This window comes from Shewanella sp. MSW (assembly GCF_007636515.1).
GTDB classification, from domain to species: domain Bacteria; phylum Pseudomonadota; class Gammaproteobacteria; order Enterobacterales; family Shewanellaceae; genus Shewanella; species Shewanella indica.
On record NZ_LVDR01000010.1, the window covers coordinates 12,476 to 30,487 of the forward strand.

Annotated in this window: 11 protein-coding genes; 5 read left to right on the top strand and 6 right to left on the bottom strand. The window is 55.0% G+C overall.

Annotation, left to right across the window (positions count from 1 at the left end):
• Positions 1-35: 35 nt before the first annotated feature.
• From AYI96_RS12180 to AYI96_RS12205, 6 genes are all read right to left on the bottom strand, one after another.
• Positions 36-1,337, bottom strand: a complete 1,302-nt coding sequence (locus AYI96_RS12180; RefSeq protein ID WP_025889419.1) for an NAD(P)/FAD-dependent oxidoreductase — start codon at positions 1,335-1,337, stop codon at positions 36-38.
• 433 nt (positions 1,338-1,770) lie between these two features.
• Entirely contained in the window at positions 1,771-2,136 is a 366-nt protein-coding gene (locus tag AYI96_RS12185) for a hypothetical protein (protein WP_039034746.1), read from the bottom strand.
• A gap of 327 nt (positions 2,137-2,463) precedes the next feature.
• Positions 2,464-3,612: an L-threonine dehydrogenase gene (yiaY, locus tag AYI96_RS12190; RefSeq protein ID WP_039034747.1), complete on the bottom strand. Its 1,149-nt coding sequence runs from the start codon at positions 3,610-3,612 to the stop codon at positions 2,464-2,466.
• Positions 3,613-3,962: 350 nt separating this feature from the next.
• Positions 3,963-4,793 carry a putative beta-lysine N-acetyltransferase gene (gene ablB / locus AYI96_RS12195; RefSeq protein WP_071476612.1) on the bottom strand — a complete coding sequence of 277 codons (831 nt, stop codon included), beginning with the start codon at positions 4,791-4,793 and terminating at the stop codon, positions 3,963-3,965.
• Positions 4,790-6,244 (bottom strand): sodium:solute symporter, encoded by a 1,455-nt coding sequence (locus tag AYI96_RS12200; protein WP_071476611.1) that lies wholly within the window; start codon positions 6,242-6,244, stop codon positions 4,790-4,792. Before AYI96_RS12200 ends, ablB begins: the two co-directional genes overlap by 4 nt.
• Before the next feature lie 3 nt (positions 6,245-6,247).
• Complete coding sequence (locus AYI96_RS12205) at positions 6,248-7,435, bottom strand: KamA family radical SAM protein (protein ID WP_071476610.1); 1,188 nt, start codon at positions 7,433-7,435, stop codon at positions 6,248-6,250.
• Between the two features lie 271 nt (positions 7,436-7,706).
• On the opposite strand from AYI96_RS12205, the gene AYI96_RS12210 reads away from it, so the two are divergent.
• The 5 genes from AYI96_RS12210 to AYI96_RS12235 all read left to right on the top strand — a co-directional run bounded on the left by AYI96_RS12210 (position 7,707) and on the right by AYI96_RS12235 (position 17,992).
• Positions 7,707-8,219 carry a MarR family winged helix-turn-helix transcriptional regulator gene (locus AYI96_RS12210; protein ID WP_039034750.1) on the top strand — a complete coding sequence of 171 codons (513 nt, stop codon included), beginning with the start codon at positions 7,707-7,709 and terminating at the stop codon, positions 8,217-8,219.
• A gap of 340 nt (positions 8,220-8,559) precedes the next feature.
• Positions 8,560-10,824 (top strand): 4-alpha-glucanotransferase, encoded by a 2,265-nt coding sequence (gene malQ, locus AYI96_RS12215; RefSeq protein ID WP_144361682.1) that lies wholly within the window; start codon positions 8,560-8,562, stop codon positions 10,822-10,824.
• Positions 10,799-13,069 (top strand): 1,4-alpha-glucan branching protein GlgB, encoded by a 2,271-nt coding sequence (gene glgB, locus AYI96_RS12220; protein ID WP_144361683.1) that lies wholly within the window; start codon positions 10,799-10,801, stop codon positions 13,067-13,069. Before malQ ends, glgB begins: the two co-directional genes overlap by 26 nt.
• Positions 13,069-15,459: a glycogen debranching protein GlgX gene (gene glgX, locus AYI96_RS12230; protein WP_260852996.1), complete on the top strand. Its 2,391-nt coding sequence runs from the start codon at positions 13,069-13,071 to the stop codon at positions 15,457-15,459. Before glgB ends, glgX begins: the two co-directional genes overlap by 1 nt.
• Complete coding sequence (locus AYI96_RS12235; RefSeq protein ID WP_071476607.1) at positions 15,452-17,992, top strand: glycogen/starch/alpha-glucan phosphorylase; 2,541 nt, start codon at positions 15,452-15,454, stop codon at positions 17,990-17,992. Before glgX ends, AYI96_RS12235 begins: the two co-directional genes overlap by 8 nt.
• The last annotated feature ends 20 nt before the right edge of the window (positions 17,993-18,012 follow it).

An 18,012-nucleotide genomic window follows, 5' to 3' on the forward strand; every position in this document is an offset into this window, starting at 1 on the left:
ACAAATAAAAGAGGGGGCGCCTGGCGCCCCCTCTATCAATGCAGCTTGAGGTGGGGATGGATTATCCGGGTTATCCCCTTGGCAAACATCAGCAGGGTGCCCTTGACCACGCCGTGCAGCTCTATCAAATGGCGGCGATAGAGAGAGGTATAAACAAATCTGGCTATCTTGCCTTCGACCATGACGCCTCCGCCAATGAAAGACATCAGGTTGCCGACCGTGTGGAAGCGTGACAGGTTCACCAGTGAACCGAGATCCTTGTAAAGGTACTCTTTCGAGGGAGTCTTGCCGCTGAGCATGGCTATGATGTTATCCGCAGTCATCAAAGCCATCTGCCTGGCGGCCTGGCCCCTTGGCGGCACCCAGCTGCCGTCCGGCTGCGGACAAGCGGCACAGTCTCCAATGGCAAAGATATGCTCATCCAGCGTGGTTTGGGCATTGGGTTTGACCAGCAGCTGATGGATATGATTGCTTTCCAAGCCGCCAATACCGTGGAGAAACTCAGGCGCCTTGACCCCGGTGGACCAGATCACCATATCGCTCGGGATCTCTTCGCCCTCACTGGTAGTCAACGCCTTGGCTGTCACCTGGGTGATACGGGTATTGGTCATCACCCGGACTCCCAGAGTGCTCAGCTCTCTGGCGACTGCCGCCGAGATCTCTTCCTTTTCCACCTTGGGCAGTATTCGTTTGTCGGCCTCAATCAGGGTGACTTCCAACAGGCTGGTATCTATCTTGTAGCCAAAGCCTTTGAGCTGATCCACCGCGTGATGCATTTCGGCCGACATCTCCACTCCGGTGGCACCGGCGCCGACGACGGCGATTTTGATCTTCTCATCCAACTGTTGATGGCTGGCATAACGCATAAACTTGTTCAACAAACGCTGGCGGATGGCCATGGCTTGCTCTGTGTTGTCGAGGAAGACGCAGTGTTCCCGCACCCCGGGAATATTGAAGTCGTTGGCGATACTGCCGATGGCAACTACTAGATAGTCATAGTCGATGCGCCGTGATGGCAACAGCTCTTCACCTTTGTCATCACAAATGGGCGCCAGTATCACCTGCTTGGCTTTGCGGTCTATGTCCGTCATGGCGCCTTGCTGAAAGTGATAGCCGTGAGCGGCAGCGTGACTGCGGTAACTGATGGCATCAACCCCGACATCCAATGCGCCTGTGGCGACTTCATGGAGCAGGGGTTTCCAGACATGGCTGTCGGCGACATCGATAAGTGTGACTCTGGCTTTGGCTTTGCGGCCCAGTTTATGGCCCAGTTTGGTGGCGATCTCCATACCACCGGCGCCGCCGCCGACGATGACGATATTGGCTAACTCGTGCATTTAATGGCTTTCCTGTTGCAGATTTAAAAACAAATTCTGTTATTCCGGCGGGCGAACTCGGTCGCCCTGATTTGCATCAACCCCGCAAGGCCTGAATGATTGAGATCTTTAGACTTTGGCCCGCGCTGGAAAGTCTAGCAGTGGCAGGGTTTGCCAACAATTGGCCTAAAAATGGTTTATATCTGGGGTAAGTTTGAGTTTTCTTTTATTAGCTTTTGAAAAATAAGGAAATGATTTTCTCAAAAATGATATTGTCTATCGGATTTGTGCCAAAATGAATTGAATATCTGTGATCTATCGCCGTTGTCCGTGGTAAATTTGTGAGCTGGCGCTTGTTTGGCCGTATCTTTACCAGTAATGACAAGAATACGGCCAATTGAGAGTCTGCCTATGGCAGCTTGATTGACTCAGGGGTAATCAGCTCCAGGGCGGTTCAACCTAGGCTTTTCAGGCGAGTCTGGCAGTCCTGGTATATGTGCTCAACTATCTCCTCAACAGAGGTATCTTTGGTGCACTTGTCGATAAACACTTTGAGCGTGATCAGCGCATGGCCGGCGGATTTTAATCTCTCGCTGATCATGGCGAAGTAAGCCTCCTCCTTTTCCGCCTTACGCACCACTATGTTCTGAAAACAAAATACTCTGTTACCTGAGTGAGCATGCCACTTACTGAGTCGGTCGAGGGCGATTTCTGCCGAGTGATTGATTTCGATGTGATTGCGCCATGTGGCTTCGGCGCTCTGATCTTGGTAGTGGGGGCAACGAACTGTGTAATTGATTATCTGGGTAATGGCTGTCATAAGGGATCCTGCCTGGTTGATTCCTGAATTTATCATAGGGGCTGAACTAAAAATCGGCCACTGTGACAAGGGTTACAAACGCGGGGGTGTACTCCTTATTGCTTGCTGCTCTTAATCTCATTTAGCCTGTATTCGACAGAAATAAACCGGGGACAGATCTCAAAATTTAGCTGTTGCCGAATAACCGTCGAAATGCTGAGCTGATGGGCTTGGAAGCTTGAAGAGAGTGTTGACAGAAAGAGAAGAGGCCCGCTCGGTGAGCGGGCCTCTTGTACAGCTTTCTCATTGCAGGGAAAAAGCGGACGCTGAAATTATATTACAAATGTATCAAAGTGCGTTAGTGAAAATTTGGCAAATTTCCTCGTGAGTCGCCTGTTTGGGGTTGGTAAAGCCGCAGGCGTCTTTTAGAGCATTATCTGCAAGCACAGGAATATCTTCGGCTTTTACTCCGATTTTTGTCAGGTTTTCAGGGATTTTTACTGCCGCAGCCAATTCTTTAATCGCCTTGATTGCTGCCGCAGCACCCTGTTCATCACTCATGGCACTGACATCAACACCCATGGCTTTGGCAACATCTTTCAGTCTTGGTGCCGCCACTTGAGCATTGTATTCCTGCACATAAGGCAGCAAGAGTGCGTTACAAACGCCATGGGGCAGATCGTAGAAACCACCTAACTGGTGCGCCATCGCATGTACATAACCCAGGCTGGCGTTGTTGAATGCCATACCGGCGAGGAACTGGGCGTATGCCATCTGCTCACGGGCCTGGATATTGTCACCATGCTCTACCGCATTGACCAGGTTGGCGTGAATAAGCTCAATAGCCTTGATGGCACAGGCATCAGTGATGGGGTTAGCTGCTGTGGAAACATAGGCTTCTACCGCGTGCGTCAGGGCATCCATACCGGTTGCCGCGGTCAGGCTGGCAGGTTTTTTCAGCATCAGCTCTGGGTCGTTGACTGAGATGATGGGGGTAGTGTGCTTGTCGACAATGGCCATCTTAATATGGCGGCTTTCATCTGTGATGATGCAGAAGCGGGTCATTTCACTGGCGGTGCCGGCTGTTGTATTGATAGCCACTAAAGGCAACTGGGGTTTGGCCGACTGATCCAAGCCTTCATAGTCTTTGATGGAACCGCCATTGGCTGCAACCAGGGCAATACCCTTGGCGCAATCATGTGGTGAACCGCCACCCAGGGAGATTACGAAGTCACAGTTGTTGGCGCGCAACAACTCAAGGCCTGCTTCCACGTTGCTAACGGTTGGGTTGGGTTGAACGCCATCGAATACAGTGGCGCTAATGCCTGCCTGACCCAGCTTTTCGGCGATCTGTCCTACCAGACCTATGTTGACCAGAGGCTTGTCTGTCACTATCAGGGCTCGTTTGAATCCCAGAGTTTGGATATCACCGATAGCATCGTCTACAGCGCCCTGACCCAGGACGTTTACTGAAGGGATAAAGAATTTAGCAGCCATAAGTTCACCTGTATATGCTGTTGAAAATGAAATCTGTATCTCTCTTGATGTCAAATTACCAACTCATCTGACCAAAAAGCGTGAGGTAGCGCCAAGAATCGCGCCAAAAAGAAAGAAAATTAAGAGAGAACTGAAACTAAGTGACATAAAAGCTGTTTTTATGACACAGATGCGGATAACGCCTTTCCTTCCATGGTGGCTAGGGTTCCTACGGTCACCATATTATCCCTTAACAAGGGGAGGGCTATTAGTCGAAAGCATGGAATTCTCTCGACAAAGACCCGTATTTATATTGGGTAATCGAACCTTTCCGTGGTAGACCGACTCATTAATTACCACATAAGTGGTAGCTAAACAAGTAATTTATGCCAGAGGTTCATGCTCTCTATCTGACCACCTATTTGGGTATTGAGGTGCAGACGGCCGCCATAGCGGTAATCTGCTGCGGCAAAGGTACGGTTCATACCAACGGAAACGGCTCTGGCTATGGTATAGGCGGTTCGGTAGCCCTGGTGGAGTATTGCTTGTTCCATATGTGCCAGCAAGGCTCTGGCGCAGCCCTGTCCGCGGGCCTGTGGCAAAGTGGCGAAATCTGTCATCTCTGCACTGAGACTCTTGGGATCTTTTTCGGCAGAAGCCAGGGCTATCAGCCGCCCTTGTTGGCGGATCCCAAAGTAGTCGACATTACTGGCCATGTTCTGCCGTAAAAATTCCGGATCTTCAATGGGGAAGGGGTAGCTGGGAAACACCTCGCTATAGAGCCTGGCCATCTGTGGTAGGTCCTCTGCCCGGCAGCGACTGACCTCGGCCGGTGAATGGAATTCAGGCTTGATATCCGCCCTGGCGCGCTCCAACAGGGTATCCAACTCCGGCATGGTGCGAAATTGCCTGGTTTTGTCCTGGTAACGGGCGAGAAATACGGCATCCCGGCCTTGATAAAATCCTGGGATCCTGGCTTCTTCGCTGAAACCATATGCCAAAAACAGACCGGCCTTGTGCTCAGGTAACTTGGCGATGATCTTGCCGTAACCATGTTGCAGCGCCATAGCATTCAGCGCATCCAGTAAAGGGCCGGGTTCGGCATTACCAAGGGAGATTAAATAAATGCGATCATTGGCTGGGCCATGCTGGATGTGGGCGCCGAGTAAGTTGAGTTGCTGATCAAATTGAACTTGGGTCATGAGTGTGAACTGTCCTGATGCGAGGTGAGCCGGGGCTTGGGAGCTGGTTGGTGAATGATGTTGACCAGCACCAACAAACCGGCGGAGACCAAAATGCCATAGATACTGGGATCTAGACCGAGTTTAGCCAAGCCATCCGGCAGCTTGAGCAGCTCTGTCAGTAGTGCCAGCGCCGTGAGGCCACCCCCTAACATGGCGCAAAGTGCCGCCGTGGAGCTGACTCTGGGCCAAAACAGCGCCGCCAGAGTCGGGACAAACAGTCCGGAAACCATAAAGGCATAAGCATAGAGAATGGCATCCAATACCTGCCTGGCCTGACTGGCGAGGTAGATGGCCGCCAGCCCCAGCAATAGAGTGGCAATCATCGACAGTCTCAGGGTGTTGTTCCCTCTGGGATCCAGCCCGAGCAGATCTTGGGTCAGGTTGCCGGATGCCGCCATCAGGCAACTGTCTGCGGTGGACATGATGGCGGAAAAGTATGCCGCGATAATCAGCCCGGTAAAGCCCATTGGCAAGAGATCGCGGATCATCGCCGGCACCGCCATTTCACTGTCCATATGTGGCAACATGACTCTGGCGCACATCCCCAATAAAACACCGGATATCGCCATCAGGGGATATTCAAGCACCCCGGCCAGATACCAGGCGCGCTTGGCGGTGGCGCTATCTTTACAGGCAAACATTCGCTGATAGAGAGTCATGGCAATCAGCCACACAGGTGTGATGGTGAGTAGCCAATTGATGGCCGTGATGGGATCTATGGCGGTCAGTGACATATGGGACGGCGGCAGATTGCGGCTCAACCCCTGCCAGCCACCGACCTCTACCAGAGCGTAGGGCAGGGTAAAGCCAATCAAGCCCAGCAATAAAATGAGCCACTGAACGCTGTCGGTATAGATAACCGCCTTGAGGCCCCCAAATACAGTGTAAAGTATGGTGGTCCCGCCTATAACCCAGAGTGCCAATTGCAGCGGCGGCAAGGCATCGAAGCCCTTGGGCAACAGAGTGGCGGCCGCCAGTTTGGCGCCGGCGAGGATCTGCGCGCCGGTAAACCCCAGATAACCGATACAGGAGATCAAGGCGGCCAACATGGCGACTCTGGCCCCGAATCTGTGCTTGAGCAGATCCGGATAGGTATAAAAGCGCTCGCCCTGCTCCAGACGTTTGACCCTGGGAATAACAAACACAGCAGATAACCAGGCCCCCAGCAAACCGGTAAACAGCAGCCAGCTGCCCGCCAGCCCCATACTGAAGCCGAGACCGGCAAGACCTATGGAAAATCCACCGCCCACATCCGTGGCGGCAATGGAAAAGCCCACGTGCCTGGCTTTGATGTTGCGGCCACCGAGATAGTAGTCATCGCCGTCACTGTGGCGTTTGAAATGGAAGTAACCAAACCCCAGTAAACCTACGAGATACGCCAGGAAAATTCCATAGTCCAATGCGTGCATGGATCACTCCTGTAGCAGGAATGATACGTCGGCGCTGCGCCCCTCAAAGTTGGTGGCTATCAGACGCTCGCCTTCCGGGCCTGTTTGCCTGCGGACATATTCCGGCTGCACCGGCATTTTGCCCAGGCCGCCGACGCCATCGACGATAAAGGTGGGAATTGCCGGGCCGGATACCCAGCCGCGGATGCCGTGATAGATTTTCAGCATTCGCTGATAACTGACCTGAAACTTGCTGTTGCCCGGCGCCGGATCCATGGCATAGACGTAATAGGGACGTATGCCTATGGATACCAACTCCATTACCAGTTCCTGCATAGTATCTATGCTGTCGTTGACGCCTTTGATCAGCACACTCTGGTTGCCGAGCATGATGCCGGTTTCCCTGAGCATGGCGATATGTTTGCTGAATAAGGGGGTGATTTCTCTGGGGTGGTTTACTTGGGTGTTGATCAGTGTGACTCGGTTACGCTTCAGTACCCGGCACAACTCGGGGGTGACCCGGGTAGGAAGCTGCGCCAATAAACGGCTGCCGATACGCAGAATTTTCAGATCCGGTCTGGCCTCTCGGATCATCGACAGAATCTCATCCAGCTTGTCATCTGTGAGCAGCAAAGGATCGCCGCCCGACAGGAGCACGTCCTGCACTTCTGTATGTTGGCGCAGATACTCCACCGAACGACGGATCCTGTCCATGGAGATCACATTGAGCGGATCGGACACCATGCGCTTGCGGGTGCAGTGGCGGCAATAGGAACCACAGATGTTATGCACCAGAAACAACACCCGGTTGGGATACCTGTGCACTATCGAGGTGCCTTCCGGCATCATGTCATCTTCCGCCAATTGATCGCCCATTTCATGGGGGGCGACCTCCAACTCATCCTGCTCTGGGACGTACTGCAACCGAATCGGGCAGTTGGGATCATCTTTGTCCATCAGCTGGGCTATATAGGGGGTGATCCTGGCGGCAATCACTTCATAAACTTGGTCATCGACCGCGCGAATATTGTTGAATACCTGGGACAGTTGTTTGTCATTCTTAAAGCTCAGCGACAGGGTTTCTCGCCAGGGGCGATTGGCAACATCAAACTGCATCAGCGCCTGATGGCTGGAAAATGGCCGCTTCTCTGTGATGACTTTCAGTGGAATAGGATTTTCTTCGCTCTTGTACTTCAGGCTGGTGGCCGACATGGGGATAGTCCTTTTCTGATAATTAATGCTCGATAATTGATTTGAGCTCTAATTGTTAGCTATCTAATGATTACACTATGAGGTTTTTGTATCAACAAAAGATGAATAATTTGTTGGTCTAAAGTTGCATTTGGCGGTGCTGACATTTTGGGAAATTCAGCTATTGAGTCGATGGGCTATGAGTTTGCCGGGCTTTTCTGATAAGCTGGCGCCTTTCGGCTACCTGTGATTTCAGTAGCCCTTTTCGAACCAGTGTGAGTAGGAAGTATTCATGGAAAAGTATGAGCAGTTATTAATCTCGCTGCGCAAAGTGATCCGCGCCATCGACCTGCATTCCAGGCAGCTGAGCAAGCACTCGGGCCTCACCGGACCGCAGCTTATGGTGATGCAGAAAATCGCTTCCATGGGATCGCCGCTAGCTAAACAGGTGGCGACCGAGATCAATCTGAGCCCTGCCACCGTCACCACCATCATCGACCGTCTGGAAGCCAAGGACTTGGTCATACGTCAGCGCAGCCAAACCGATAAGCGCAAGATACACCTGTTGCTGAGTGAGTCCGGTGTTGCCTTGTTGGGACAGGCGCCCAAACCCTTGCAAGAGCACTTTATCAAGCGCTATCAGGCGCTGGAGGCCTGGGAGCAGAGCCAGCTCTTGTCTGCGGTGGAGCGGATTGCCACCATGATGGATGCCGAAGAGCTGGATGCCGCCCCCATGCTGCTGGTGGGACAAATTCAGCCGAGCGATGAGCCGGAAGCTGTGACCCCAAAGCAAACCAAGAGCTGAGTTTTCCTCTTTACAAGCGGGTCGCCGTCAGCGACCCCAAGATTGACTTCTGTTTGAACCCCCGTTTTCCCCCTGGTTGCCCATCCCGGCTTTTGTCGGCGATGTCTTGCACTCAATTGGTGAAAGATTGCACACTCTTGAGTCATTGGTGCAACTCATTTACCTTTGCTGCCTTTTGAGAGACGCTCGCCAAGCATCAGGGTTGATTTCATCAAGTTGCTGAATTGAATCATTAAATACTTGTCACTTGGCTGACACACCTCTGTCTTATTGCTGTTATTTTACCCTGGCATGCTATCTGCTCACAGGGAACTTAAGGTGATTGGCGTGGAGTGCTGAGATGGGACTGGAGAAGTTGCTGTATCTGCAAGGGATAGGGGACGGCTTCAGCGATAGCTATGGGCGTTTTTGCCCTACATCGGCCGACACACGCAAACAGATCCTCTGCGCCATGTGTGGCCCTATACCCGAAGATGCGAGCGAGCTTTGGATTGAGCAGCGGATCCATCAGCTCGATGCCGAACCCTGGCAGCAGCTGTTGCCTTCATTTCAATGGTGTTATCTCGACAGTCTCAGTCTGAGGTTCAGACTCGAGGCGCAGTCTTTGCTATCCAAGGCGCTGCAGCTGACGCTGACGAGTGAGCTGGGTGAGGAGTTTGTTGTCAGCTTTTCAGCGGCAGACTGTCCGGTGCGTGGCGATTATCGTATCGGTGAGCGCTGCTATTTTGAGCACGAGCTTAAACTGGACGAGGTTTCCGGTAACTGTGGCATTGCCGCCGGACTTGGCTACCACAGGGTGTCTTTATCCATCATTGAGCGTGATGGCGATGAGCAGCTACTTGCTGTTGGTACCTTGATGGTAGCGCCAAGGCAGGCTTTCCAAGGCGTACTGCAAAAAAATACGGCGCGACAAACCGAGCCTCATCGCAGGCCCTGGGGTGTCAGTGTGCAGTTGTTTTCTCTGTGGCAGGAGGATACTCCCGGCCCTGAGGCAATGGGCGACTTTGGAGCCTTGCTGAAGCTGATAACCCAGCTGGCCCCCAAGGGGCTGGACTTTATTCTGCTTAATCCCCTGCATGCGCTGGCGCTCACCGAGGATGCCTCCTCAAGTCCCTACAGCCCAATAGACAGACGCCGCCTGCACCCCTTGTATATCTCGCCGCTGCTTTGCGCCGAAGGGACGGCACCAATCCGTGATGCTGAATCTTTTGCCGAGCAAACGGCCTTCAGCCCCTGGCTGGACTATGCCCTTGTCAACCGTGATAAGTGTGCCCGCCTCAAAGCAATGTGGCAGCGTTTCAACGCTTTGCCCAAGGATGCTCCCAGGCGCCTGGGCTACGAAGGTTTTGTGCGTCGGGAGGGACTGGCGCTGCAGCACTATGCCCGGGAGCAGGCAAGTTTCGCCACCGGAGATTGGCCCTCAGATGCCAACTTTTATCTCTATCTGCAGTTTGTTGCCGAAGAGCAGCTGGCTTTGTGTCAATCCCGCGCCATAGAAGCCGGCATGAGTATCGGCCTTATCCGGGATCTGGCTGTCGGCACTGTTGGCAGCGGCATTGAGGTGAGTCAGCATCAGAGTCAGTTTTGCCAAGGTGCCAGCATAGGGGCGCCGCCGGATGCCTTTGCGCCCCAGGGGCAGAACTGGGGGCTGACGCCTCTGGATCCCGTCGGTCTCAAGCAAGCGGATTTTAGCCATTTTATTGAGTTGCTGCGCACCAATATGCGCCACAGCGGTGCCATTCGGATAGATCACGTGATGTCGCTGTTTCGTCTCTGGTGGTGGCCGGCCGAGGCCGAAAATCAGATTGAAACTGCAGTCGAAACTGAGTCTGGCAAGCCTGAAGGCGCCTATGTCTATTACCCCTTCGATACCCTGCTGGCGATTTTATTGCTGGAGAGCCAGCGTGCCCGCTGCCTGGTGATTGGCGAAGACCTTGGTCTGGTGCCACCGCAAATCTTAGCGCCGCTTAAGCTTGGCGGGCTGTACTCCAATGAGCTGTTCTATTTTTGCCGTGAGCAGCAGGATTTCCCCGAGTTTGGTGGATTTCGGCCGCCAAATGACTACAAGCCAAACGCCATCATGATGCTGAGCAACCATGATGTAGCGCCGCTCAAAGCCTGGCTGGAAGAAGAAGATCTCAGGCTCAGGCGGGAACTTGGTTTGCTGGGTGCTGAACAATACGCAAGGGAAAGCGATGACCGCCGCAGGGATATTCAGGCTCTTGAAGTTTGGCTCTCGCAATTTTATCCCTTTGAAAACAAGATAAAAGTTGCACTTGAGCCGGACTCTGTCACCTATACCCAAAACGTGATCCACAACCTCGCCGTCACAGTTGCCTCGGGGTGCAGTGCGCTTTTCAGCCTGCCGCTGACAGATCTGCTCGGCGATAAGGTGGCAGTCAATATCCCGGGCACCAGCGCTGAGTATCCCAACTGGCGCCGACGTTATTCGTTGGCCGTGGAAAGGCTCAATGATTCCGAGCTGCTGCAAACCTTGCTCAGGGATATCCGCCGGGTGCGCGAGCAAAGTTGCTGCGCTGAGCCGGAGCGGCTTCGAGCTCAATCAACAGGAGATGCAGATGAAACAGCAAATCGCCGCCAATGAAACCGCGCCGCACTTTAGTGAGCCAAAGCAGGAAAGCCTGGTCCCGGAACTGGACTTTGCCGCCGCCTGCGCCTTGGCCGAAGGGCGCCATGGCGATCCCTTCGCCTGGCTCGGAATGCATCTGGTCGAGCAAAATGGCCGCAGCCGCTTGCTACTGCGCGCCGTGCTGCCCGGCGCCGCCGCTGTCGAGGTGCTGGATGCGAAAACCGGCCGTAAGGTAGCCGAGCTTAACCCTGTCGTTGGCGCCGAGCCCCTGTTCAGTGGTTTTATGGGGCGCAGGGTAAAACCCTTCGACTACAGGCTCCGCATCAGCTATCCCCAGGCCGAGCTGGTGCTGGACGACCCTTACCGCTTTGATGCTTCGCTCGATGAGCAGGCATGTTTTCTCTTCAATGAAGGCAGTCTGCTGAAGGGCTGGCAGTTGCTTGGAGCCAATTGGCTGGAGTGCCAGGGCGAAAAAGGTGTGCGTTTTTGTGTTTGGGCTCCCAATGCCAAAAGCGTGTCTTTGCTGGGGGATTTCAACCATTGGGACAGGCGTCGCCACAGTATGCGCCGCCACCCGGCCTCAGGTCTTTGGGAGCTGTTTTTGCCGCAAATCCAGGGCGGTGAGCACTATAAATTTTTGCTGCAAACCCAGGATGGCAGCTGGCTGGAAAAGGCCGACCCCTGCGCCAGACAGATGCAAGGTGCGCCCCACAACGCCTCGATAGTGCCGATGGCGGAAAGTGATTGGCAGTGGCAGGACAATGATTGGATGGCCGCCAGGGCGCAAAGCACCTGGCACCGACAGGCGGTCAGTATCTATGAGCTGCACCTGGGGTCCTGGCGGCGTAACGGCGAAGGTGGTTTTCTCAGCTACGCAGAGGTGGCAGAACTCTTGGTGCCTTACCTGCAATCTCACGGTTTTACCCATGTGGAATTTATGCCGCTGAGTGAATACCCCTTCGACGGTTCCTGGGGTTATCAACCCGTGGGGCTGTATGCTCCCAGTCACAGGTTTGGCGATCCCGAGGGGCTTAAACTGCTGGTTGATGCCTGCCACAGGGCGGGTATTGGTGTGCTGCTCGACTGGGTGGCGGCGCACTTTCCTTCCGATCCCCACGGCCTGGCGCATTTTGATGGCACTTGTCTGTATGAACATGAAGATCCCCGCCGTGGCCGTCATCCCGATTGGGACACCTTGATCTACAACTATGGCCGCAAAGAGGTGCAGAGTTTTCTGCTCAGCAATGCCTGTTATTGGCTGGAGGAGTTTCATTTCGATGGCCTGCGCCTCGATGCCGTGTCCTCCATGCTCTATCTGGATTACAGCCGCGAAGAGGGCCAGTGGCAGGCCAACGAATATGGCGGCCGTGAGAATTTGGAAGCGATAGCCTTTTTGCAGCAGCTCAATACGCGTCTCTACCATGAGTACCCGGGGATCATCATGATTGCCGAAGAGTCCACCGCCTGGGATGGTGTCAGCCGGGATGTCGCTGCCGGCGGCCTGGGGTTCGGCTTCAAATGGAATATGGGCTGGATGCACGACACCTTGGATTATCTCACCAAGGAGCCGGTACATCGCAGCTATCACCACGGGCAACTGACTTTTTCCCTCATCTATGCCTATACCGAGCAGTTTATTTTGTCGCTGAGTCACGATGAAGTGGTGCATGGCAAGCGCGCCTTGTTGGAGAAGATCCCCGGCGATGACTGGCAGAAGTTTGCCACACTGCGGGCTTTTTACGGTTTTATGTGGGCTCACCCGGGGAAAAAGCTGCTTTTTATGGGCGGCGAGTTTGGCCAGCGACGCGAATGGCAACATGACTTCAGCCTCGACTGGCACCTGCTGCAGTATCCGTCTCATCAGGGACTCAGCGATTGGGTGCGGGATCTTAACCTCTGTTACCGCCGGCAGCCGTCATTGTGGCAGTGTGACGGCGAGCCGCAAGGGTTTCGCTGGCTCGACTGCAACGACAGTCAGCACAGCCTGCTGGCGTTTACGCGTATCGATTCTGACGGCAACATGGTGCTGGTTATCTGTAACTTTACCCCTTGTGTCAGGGAAGGCTATCGACTGGGATTGCCAGAGCCCGGACGTTACCGCGAGCTGCTCAACAGCGACAGCGCATTCTACGGCGGCAGTAATCAAGGCAACGCCGGCGGTATGGAAGCCGAGGTGATCCCCTGGCAGGGCATGCCATATAGCGCGCTGATCCGGGTGCCGCCCCTGGCGAGCGTCTATTTCGCCTTGGAGCGTGGCTGATGCAGATGCTTGCAGGCAAACCCTGGCCTCTGGGCTCGACCCTGGTGCATGCAGCCAATGGCGAGCCGGAAGGGGTGAATTTTGCGCTGTTTTCGGCTCATGCAACCCGGGTCGAGCTGTGCCTGTTTGAGTTCCAAAATGGCCAATGGCGGGAGTCGGGCCGTTTTGAGCTTATGCCGTCCTCGCAGCAGGTGTTCCATGGTTTGCTGCAGGGGGCCGGTGAAGGGCTTTGCTATGGCTACCGGGTGCATGGCCCTTATCAGCCTCAGGAAGGGCACAGATTCAATCCGGCCAAGCTGCTGCTGGACCCTTACGCCAGAGCCTTTTGTGGTCGCTGGCAGTATGGCCCCTGGCAACTTGGCTATGCCAGAGTCGATGAGCAGGGCCGGCCATTGGCCGCTGTGTGCCATCCGGGGGGGGCTGAATCCCCAGTGCCAGCGCTCCCGGTACCAGAGTTTCCTGTACCGGCGCTCGCTGTACCAGGGGCCCCGGAGCGGGAGTCCGGCAGCGGCGGAATAGGTGATGATTTATGGGCCGATCCCTGTGACAACGCCTGGGCCATGCCCAAATGCCAAGTGGTAGCCGATACCCGCTTTACCGGTAAGCGCTTGCCGGGCGGCCAATGGCGTAATGAAGTGATCTACGAAATGCACCTCAAGGGCTTCACCGCCGCCATGGCCGGGATCCCGCCAGAGCTTCGCGGCACCTTTGCCGGTTTGGCGCACCCGGTGGCGATAGCTTATCTCAAGTCGCTTGGGATCACCTGTGTCGAACTGCTGCCGGTGCACGCCTTTCTGTCAGAGCCTTTTCTGCTGGAGAGCGGTCGCAGTAACTACTGGGGTTATAACAGCATAGGTTTCTTCGCTCCCCATGGGGCATATTCGGCCTCTGACGACGCCATTGGCGAATTCAAGCAGATGGTCTCTGCCCTGCATGATGCCGGTATCAAACTTGTGCTGGATGTGGTCTTCAACCACAGCGCCGAGGGTAATCGTCAGGGGCCGACCGTCAGTTTTCGCGGCTTGGACAATCTCAGCTACTACCGTTTGCATGCAGCAGATAAGCGTTTTTATATCAATGACTCTGGCTGTGGCAACTGCCTGGATATCAGTCATCCAAGAGTGGTACAGCTGCTGATGGACTCGCTGCGTTACTGGGTCGATATCATGGGGGTGGATGGCTTTCGTTTCGATCTGGCTACCAGCCTTGGCCGTGAGATGCAGGGTTTCAGCAATCGCGCCGGATTATTCGATGCCTTGCTGCAGGACCCCGAGCTGCAGCAATGTGTGCTGATAGCCGAGCCCTGGGACATAGGCCCGGGCGGTTATCAGTTGGGGCAATTTCCCAATCGTTTTGCCGAATGGAACGACAGATATCGCGATACCCTGCGGCGCTTCTGGCGCGGTGATGCTGGGCTCTTGCCCGAGCTTGCCAGGCGCCTTTCCGGCTCAGGCGATCTGTTTGAACACTCGGGGCGCGGCCCACAAAGTTCAATCAACTTTATCTGCAGCCATGATGGATTCACCCTGAGAGATTTGGTGAGTTATCGCGAGCGGCACAATCAGGCCAACGGTGAAAACAACCGCGATGGACACCACGAAAACTTCAGTGCCAACCATGGCGTGGAAGGCGAGAGCAAAGATGCCGCCATATTGGCCTTGAGGGCGCGCCAAAGCCGTAATCTGTTGGCGAGTTTACTGCTCTCCCAGGGCACGCCCATGTTGCTGGCCGGCGATGAGTTCGGCAACTCCCAGAGCGGCAACAACAACGCCTATTGTCAGGACAACCCATTGGGTTGGCTCGATTGGCACAGGGAAGATACTGAGCTAGGCGCCTTTGTTCGCAAGCTTATCTATATCCGCCGGGATTGCGGTTTTTATGACAGCGATGACTATGTTCACACCGATGCCCTCCAGGCTCCCAGAGCCCTGGCTTGGTTTGCCGCCTCCGGCGAGGCCATGACACCCGGCCATTGGGGCGAAGTCCAGTGCCGCAGCTTACAGTTGATGCAGAGCCGTCAGCTCAATAAGAGCCTTCAGCGGGCAGAGAGCCGTCAGCGCAATAAGAGCCATCAGCTGAGCAAGAGCCTTCAGCTGAGCAAGAGCCATCAGCCCAATATGAGCCCTCAAGGAGAAAACAAACTTCAGACCGAAGCCCTGCTGATCCTGCTGCATGCCGGTGACAGCAACAGCCATTTTTGTCTGCCATCTCCGCCGCCCGGAGCCGGTGAGCAGTGGCAACTGCTGCTTTCCAGCGAAGCCGGACGGGATGAACAGCAATCCTGCTATCCCACAGCTTCATCTTTCGCCGTTGCCGCCTTCAGTTTTCAGCTGCTGGCCGCAGGTGGCCGTTATCTGTCGTCCTCAGCCAAAGGAGCCAGCCATGACTGACACTTCAAGGAATAGAGTCAAGAGCCGCAGTAAGAGCCAATCGACAACAGCATCAAAAGCCGCATCGCCAATCGCGCCCGCGACTCAACAAGCCCCAGGCCATCTGGCGCACCATGACTGCGAGCCCTGTGATTCACTGCCGGCGGCCTTTGCCAGACAGCTGAGATACGATCTTAACCGCAATGAGCGCAGGCCTCAGGAGCTCTATCAGGCGTTGGCCCTGAGCGTCAAAGAGCAGCTGTTGGACGATTGGTGCGCCAGTCGCAGCCAGGATGCTTTGTACCAGCGCAAACAGGTGGCCTATCTGTCGCTGGAGTTTTTGATGGGCCGAAGCCTGGGCAACGCCTTGCTCAATCTGGAGCTGACCGACGAGTGCCGGGAGATGCTGCAAGGCTATGCGGTAGCGCTTGAAACCCTGCAACAGCAAGAGCATGACGCCGGTCTGGGAAACGGCGGTCTCGGGCGGCTGGCGGCTTGCTTTATGGACAGCTGCGCCAGTCTCGGGCTGGCGGTCACTGGCTATGGCATTCGTTATGAGTACGGCATGTTTGCCCAGCAGATAGTTGATGGTTACCAGCAGGAGCAGCCGGACCGCTGGCTCAGGGATGGCAACCCCTGGGAAGTGCGGGCCTCACAGCACAATGTGACAGTGCCTTTCTTTGGTCATGTGCAGAGTCATGTTGACCGCGATGGCCGTCGGCACAGAGCCTGGGTGGATACCCAGGATGTACTGGCGGTTGCCTATGATATGCCGGTGCCGGGTTATCGCAACGGCCGGGTCAACACTCTGAGGCTTTGGAAGGCCGAGGCCACGGATGAGTTTGACCTTGCCGAGTTCAACCAGGGGGATTACACCGAAGCCGTGGCGGCCAAGAATCTGGCCGAGCAGATCACCATGGTGCTGTACCCCAATGACAGCAGTGAAAACGGCAAAGAGTTGCGGCTGCGGCAGCAGTATTTCCTGTCCTCTGCCAGTTTGCAGGATCTGTTGACGACCTGGGTTGCCAACAAAGGCCGGGACTTCAGTGAGTTTGCCAAGTTTCATGTGCTGCAGCTCAATGATACCCATCCGGCGATTGCGGTGCCCGAGTTGATGCGCCTGCTTATCGACGAATATCAGCTGGAGTGGCAAGCCGCCTGGGACATAGTCAGCCATTGCATGGCCTACACCAACCATACCTTGTTGCCGGAGGCGCTGGAGCGCTGGCCGGTGCGTATGTTCGCCCAGATGCTGCCGCGTATTCTGGAGATCATCTATGAAATCAACGCCAGATACCTGGAGTTGGTGGCACATCACTGGCCCGGCGACGTGTCACGTCTGCGGCAGATGTCCATCATAGAAGAGGGGGATGAGCCCCATATCCGTATGGCCTATCTGGCAATAGTGGCCAGCTTTTCGGTCAATGGTGTGGCGGCGCTGCACTCAAGGCTGTTGACCACAGGGCTGTTTCGGGACTTTTACGAACTCTGGCCGCATAAGTTTAACAACCGTACCAATGGTGTGACGCCCAGGCGCTGGCTGGCTCACTGTAACCCCCGTTTGACTGCGCTCATCAGCAGTCGCCTGGGGCAGGATTGGCTGAGCGACCTAAGATGCCTGACTGCCCTCAATGCCTTTACCTCGGACAAGCCATTTATTGCCGCCTGGCGTGAGGTGAAGCAGGCCAATAAACAGGCGCTGGCCGAGCTGGTGGCGCAGCGCTGCCAGGTGAACTTCGACCCCTCCATGATGTTTGATGTGCAGGTTAAGAGGATCCACGAATATAAGCGGCAACTGCTGAATATCATGCATGTGATCCATCTCTATCAGCGGATTGTCAGTGGCGATACCCAGGGGATGCAACCACGCTGTGTCTTGATTGGCGGCAAGGCGGCCCCCGGTTATGCCATGGCGAAACGGGTGATCAAATTGGCCAACAACGTGGCTCATATGGTCAATGAGGATCCCAGAGTCACTCCTTGGCTCAGGTTTGCCTTTTTGCCCGACTATAACGTCAGCGCCATGGAGGTGATCTGCCCGGGTACGGATTTGTCAGAGCAGATATCCACCGCCGGCAAGGAAGCCTCGGGCACAGGCAATATGAAGTTCATGATGAATGGCGCCCTGACCATAGGCACTCTGGATGGCGCCAATATCGAGATGCTCGAAGAGGTAGGTGAAGACAACTTCTTTCTGTTTGGCCTCAATGCCCTGGCGGTGGAGGAGCTCAAGGCGCACTACTGTCCGGCGCAATATATAGCGTCCTCGGCGGCGCTCGGCGGCGTAATGGCGCTGCTCAAAAGTGGGCACTTTAATCTGCTGGAACCGGGGATCTTCGACCCCATCATAGCCGCCATTGAGTCGCCACAGGATCCCTGGATGCTGGCGGCCGATTTTGAAACCTACCGTCTGGCCCAGCTGCAAGCCGCCAAGGCTTATCAGGACCCTCAGCGCTGGACCGCCATGAGTATTCGCAACACCGCGGTCAGTGGCCGCTTCTCCAGCGATGTCACCATAGCCGGTTATCGCGACCATATCTGGGGCGCGCAGTGAGCGCCTTTTTCTGTTAATTG